The sequence below is a fragment of the Streptomyces mexicanus genome, from assembly GCF_902506575.1.
GTDB lineage: Bacteria > Actinomycetota > Actinomycetes > Streptomycetales > Streptomycetaceae > Streptomyces > Streptomyces mexicanus.
The window spans coordinates 1-4,920 of the sequence record NZ_LR732603.1 but is presented as its reverse complement, the minus strand read 5'-3'; the positions used below and the strand labels follow the sequence as shown (position 1 = coordinate 4,920).

The window sequence follows — 4,920 nt, the reverse complement described above, 5'->3', positions numbered from 1 at the left end:
GGGCGGTGTGGGCGGCCCGTCGAGGGCGGTAAGGGACAGGCAGGTGGAGGCGGTGGGTACCGGTACGGATGCGGGCATGGGTGTGGACACGGCAACTCCCTCGGTCAGGGGCACTGTTGTCACTCCGCGGCATACGGTGGCCTGTCCACCGTTCCTGGTGCGGGCACGGGGGATGCACTTCCGTCGGGTGCGGAGGGTCGTAGTCGACCTGTCACCGACCGTAGAGGCGCGGGGTCACAGTGTCCAACGAATCGGAGATATTTACCCCCTTCGGGATTGGACCTGGCTTGCCTGCCCCGACAGACTGAGCGCATGGCCACCAGAAGCACGCCGACGGAGCGTCAGAAGCGGCTGGGCGCGGAGATGCGCAAGATGCGGCTCGCGGCGGGAGTCACCACCGAGTACGCGGCCGGTCTGCTCGGGATCGAACGGACCCGGCTGTCCAACATGGAATCGGGCATCCGGCCGTTCTCGGCGGAGCGCATCCGCACGCTGGCATGCAACTACTCCTGCGCGGACAGCGACTACATCGACGCCCTGGTCGCCATAGCCGAGGGCAAAGAACGGGGCTGGTGGGAGCAGTACCGAGGCACCCTCCCGGCCGGGCTGCTGGACATCGCCGAGCTGGAATGGCACGCCACACGGGTGCGGACCGTCCAGTTCATGCACGTTCCAGGGCTGCTCCAGACCGAGGATTACGCCCGCGGCGTCTTCGCCGCCGTACTGCCACCGTTGAGCCGGCTCGAAGTCGAGCTGCGCGTGGCACACCGGATGGCGCGGCAGCAGGTCTTCGAACGGGAACGGCCCCTTCCGTACACCGCCTACGTCCACGAGGCAGCCTTGCGCATGCGGTTCGGCGGCGCGGAAGTAACCCGCCGCCAACTCGATCACCTGGCCGCTCGGTCCGAGCAGAAGGGCATTGACGTACGGATCATCCCCACGAGCGTCAGCGGATTCCCCGGCGCCGGGCACGCGCTGCTGTACGCCAACGGCGTCGTCCCCCAGCTCGACACCGTGCAACTCGACTCCGCGCACGGCCCGGAGTTCACCGATGCCGAAGCGCAGCTCACCAAGTACCGTGCTCACCTGGACTGGATGGATGACGCGGCCCTGCCACCCGCAGCCTCCCGCGACCTCATTCGGACCGTCGCCCGCGAACTGTGAGGACAACGCGCCATGGCTGAGATCCACTGGGAAGACCCCTTCTGCGGAGAAGGGAACAACTGCTTCCGCATAGGCACCGACGCCGAAGGCAACGCCTACATCGCCGTCGCCGGCCAGGAGGACCGGCCGCTGGTCGACAGCACAGACGCCCTCCGCGCGCTGATCCGCGAGATCAAGGCGGGGAAGGCCGACCATCTGCTGTAGGGCGACCCGCCTGAGGGCTCAGCTCTCCGTGCGCGGGAACGTCACCTCCACCCGGCGGTTCTTCCTGCGCCCCTCCTCGGTGGAGTTGTCCGCGATGGGGTAGTCCTCGGCGTAGCCACGGACGTCGAACGTGATGTTCGGGTCGTTCAGCTCCTGCGAGAGCACGTCCTGAACGGCGTTGGCGCGCTGCTTGGACAGGACCACGCCGTGTTCGTGGCTGCCGAGGTTGTCGGTGAAGCCGAAGACGCGGACCTGCGTCGCATGCTGCTTCTGGATCTCCCGCGCGATCGCGTCGAGGCGCGCCTTCGCCTGGTCGCTCAGCTTCGCGCTGTCCTTGGGGAACAGCACCTCGGCCTGCAGCGCGAACGTCACGTCCGTGTTGGTGTCCTCGCGGCGCTCCTCACCGCCCTTGTCCTCGACCACCGACTTGATGTCCAGCACCTTCGGCGCGGCGAGCGTGGCGCCCTCGGGCAGCTTGAGGTCGGGGTCCTTCGGGTCCACCTGGACGGGCGCGGAGGCGGAGGGCTCCGTGCCGGGGGGTTCGCTGGGGCCGCCGTCCGCGTGGGCCATGGCGGCCCCGTAGAGGTTGCCGGCGGCCAGGATCGTGGCGGCGGTGAGGGTGACGGCCAGGCGGGGGCGGGTTCGCTTGGTGTAGGTGGTCATGGGTGGCCGCCTCAGCCGGAGATCTTGATGAGGGCGCTGGAGAAGGTGGGGAGTTGGAGGGTCACTTCGGTGGTGCTGGCGGGTGGGGAGGGGAATTGCATGAAGACGGGGATGGTTTGGCCCCCTTCGATCGTTGACAGATCCGTCGTAGTCAGTGGCCGCCCGTCGGTGTCACGCAGCACGTAATAGCGCTTCTTCCCCTGCGCATCGATCAGCGTTGCGCCACCGAGAGAAGTGCCGTGCTTGACGATCTCGGTCTCGTCCCCCCTCAGCGCGACCGGAACGACGACTGTCTTCCCGCTGTCGTTCTTCAGGGTTCCGTTTATGGTCACGAATCCCCCAGAGTCTGGGCTGGCGGCGGTGACTTGAAGGACCAGCCCGTCTGGCCCCCTCAGCTCGGCCAAAGGAGTATCAGACGTTCCCTCTTGAGTGCTCGGATTGGACATGTGGTGCTGCGAAGCAGACGCTGAAGCCTCAGGCTTCTTGTCCTCAGCGCCCCCACCACCACAACCAACCGCCCCGAGGACCAAGCCGGCCCCAACAGCCAATGCGACCAACCCCCTGCGGGCCTGCGCAGTGAACCGAATACTCATCGCTCTGCTTCCTTCGTCACTTGTCGTTCGCTTATCGGTCGACCAGGTGGACGTCGAAGAGGTCTTGGGGCTCAGGAAGGTCAGTGAGGTGCTTCGGGTCCAAGTTCCATGGCTTGTTTTTGCAGGTGAGGGTGGGCAGCTCAAGAGGCCCCTTACGCTCGGCCGGGGGCGTGAAGCTGCAGAGCGGCTCAATGACGGCAGTGGCGTACGCTGTCGAGTGCGTCGTCTCCGTGATCGGAACCAGTGACTTGCCCATGGACTCGTTCGTGCGGACCTCGACCCTGTAGCCCAACAGGCCCTCCGGATCACAGCCGCGCAGACTAGCGTGGTTTTCTTGTGCCAGTTGAGAGGCTCGCCAGCACGAGGAGTGGCGTCCTTGACCAATGCCTTGGAAGATGTCCAGCCACTTGGTCGGGTCGAGCACCTCTTTCACCCACTCGTCGGCAAGCTGCTTCCGAGTGTCCTGCGCAGCTGCCAACGCGGCCGCGTCGGCAGCCGTCTGAGCAGCGCTTCGGTTGACCGTCGCCTGTCCCACTGCGAAGTAAGCAAGCGCAAGAAAGAGCAGGCCCGCCACCACTGTGATGTAGATGGGGAAGGCCTGCCCTGTGTCGCCGTAACGTCGAGAAACAATCAATTCCCGACCTTGGCGATCAAGCCCGTGATCTTCCCGAGGATCGTCGAACCGATACTCGTCCCCGTAATAGCCAGCACAATCGCCACCACCACGGCGATGATCCCGAGGTACTCGACCGCGGTCTGGCCCTTGTCGCCGGCTCGGCGCTTCATCGCCTCGACCGTGGTGTTCTTCCAGCCGTGCAGGCGGGTCCTGGTGGCCACCGCGGTCTTCAGCAGCAGGTCGCTCATGGTGATCCCCTCCGGGTTCCGTGTCGGTGCCGCTTGCGGCACCGGGACCGTACGCCCCGGAGTGCCGTTCGGCCGAGGGTCCGTGGGCCCAAATCCGGGCCCAGAGCGATGTCGTCATACGACTCACCCCACTCCTCGCGACGACGGGCCCGGGGCCGTGCCCAGCCACTTGGCGGCGGCCTCGGCGCGGCTGGTGCTGTGGAGCTTGGCGAAGATGCGGTTGATGTGGTTCTTGACCGTCTTCTCGCTGATGAAGCAGGCGGCGGCGATCTGATGGTTGGTCATGCCGGACGCGATGAGGTCCATGATCTCCGCCTCCCTCGCGCTGAGTCGGAACCTCGCTCTGTCGACGGCGGCCGGACGGCCCGCTGTCCACCCAGACGAGGACTGTGCCACACTCGGTTGCAGTTGCGAAAGCACTTCGGCAGAACTCATGTCATCTTTGGTCGTTGCCACGCTTGTAGCGTGTGCACGTGCACTTCCCAACCCCAGTGCCCCCGCCGCCGTGGACGTGAAGTGAGCCCCTCCCTCCTTGACGGCCCGGACCGCGGCCAGCAGCTGGTCGGCCGTGAACTCGCCGTGGACCAGATAGCCACTCGCGCCCCGGCGCAGGCATTCCTGGACGATCTCCGACTCACGGCTGTAGGTGAGCATCAGCACTGCGGCCAGCCGGACCAGACGGGGCAGGGCCGAGAGGCCGTCCATGCCCGGCATGCGGACGTCGAGCAGGACCACGTCGGGGCGGTGGCGTTCGGCGGCCTCGCAGGCCGCGCCGCCGTCGGCCGCCTCCGCCACGACCGTGATGCCGGGGCGGCCGGAGAGCAGGGCGGTCAGGCCGGCGCGGACGACCGGGTTGTCGTCGGCCACGATCACCCGCAGGGGTGTGGGTGGTGGCGTCGGAACTGTGGTTGGTGCGGGTGGTGGGGGCGGGCCTTGCATCGCTTGCCTCCTCTCGGATCTCTCCGGGTCGCTCGGTCGCTCGGTCGCTCAGGTCGTCGGCGGTGTCGTCACGGGCGTCAGCGGCAGTTCCAGGCGGACCTCCGTGCCCTTCGCGTGGGGGCCGCGGCCGATGCGGATGCGGGCGCCCGCGGCGGCCGCCCGCTCGACCATGCCGACCAGGCCGAAGTGGCCTGCCGCGCGTAGCCCTTGCAGCGTGGTGTCCGGGGGCAGGCCCTTTCCGTCGTCGTAGACGCTGAGGTGCAGCAGGTCGCCGTGCACGCCCACCCGGACGTCCACGCGGGTCGCCGCCGCGTGGCGGTGGGCGCTCCCCATCGCCTCGGCGGGGGGCGGGGGGGGCGGGGGGGCGGCGGCGGGGGGGGGCGGGGGGGGGCGGGGGGGGGCCCGCGGGGGGGGGGGGGGCGGGGGGGGGCGCGGGGGGGGGGGGGGGGGGGCCCGCCCCCCCCGCCGCTGCGCCTAGGCGCCGCCTCCGCGC

General features: G+C 68.3%; 7 protein-coding genes and 1 pseudogene. 2 read left to right on the top strand and 6 right to left on the bottom strand.

Translation table 11 applies throughout. The annotated features are described in order from the left end of the window. The first annotated feature begins 312 nt into the window (after positions 1–312). Together GV126_RS33065 and GV126_RS33060 are read left to right on the top strand one after the other, a co-directional pair. Positions 313–1,164 carry a helix-turn-helix domain-containing protein gene (locus tag GV126_RS33065; RefSeq protein ID WP_159674744.1) on the top strand — a complete coding sequence of 284 codons (852 nt, stop codon included), beginning with the start codon at positions 313–315 and terminating at the stop codon, positions 1,162–1,164. 12 nt (positions 1,165–1,176) lie between these two features. Then, positions 1,177–1,368, top strand: a complete 192-nt coding sequence (locus tag GV126_RS33060) for a hypothetical protein (protein ID WP_159674742.1) — start codon at positions 1,177–1,179, stop codon at positions 1,366–1,368. 18 nt (positions 1,369–1,386) lie between these two features. Here the strand turns inward: GV126_RS33060 and GV126_RS33055 are convergent, their stop codons facing one another. The 6 genes and pseudogenes from GV126_RS33055 to GV126_RS33030 all read right to left on the bottom strand — a co-directional run. Then, a complete protein-coding gene (locus tag GV126_RS33055; protein WP_159674740.1) occupies positions 1,387–2,031 on the bottom strand; it encodes an OmpA family protein in 645 nt (214 codons plus the stop codon). An 11-nt stretch (positions 2,032–2,042) separates the two neighbouring features. Then, positions 2,043–2,624: a hypothetical protein gene (locus tag GV126_RS33050; protein WP_159674738.1), complete on the bottom strand. Its 582-nt coding sequence runs from the start codon at positions 2,622–2,624 to the stop codon at positions 2,043–2,045. A 31-nt stretch (positions 2,625–2,655) separates the two neighbouring features. Then, on the bottom strand, positions 2,656–3,258 hold the full coding sequence (locus GV126_RS33045) for a pilus assembly protein TadG-related protein (RefSeq protein WP_159674736.1): 603 nt from the start codon (positions 3,256–3,258) through the stop codon (positions 2,656–2,658). Continuing rightward, positions 3,255–3,488, bottom strand: a complete 234-nt coding sequence (locus GV126_RS33040) for a Flp family type IVb pilin (RefSeq protein ID WP_159674734.1) — start codon at positions 3,486–3,488, stop codon at positions 3,255–3,257. Before GV126_RS33040 ends, GV126_RS33045 begins: the two co-directional genes overlap by 4 nt. A gap of 123 nt (positions 3,489–3,611) precedes the next feature. Further along, positions 3,612–4,427, bottom strand: a complete 816-nt coding sequence (locus GV126_RS33035; protein WP_159674732.1) for a response regulator — start codon at positions 4,425–4,427, stop codon at positions 3,612–3,614. Positions 4,428–4,475: 48 nt separating this feature from the next. Beyond that, a pseudogene (locus GV126_RS33030) lies at positions 4,476–4,814 on the bottom strand (ATP-binding protein); the annotation flags it as partial. Positions 4,815–4,920: the final 106 nt, after the last annotated feature.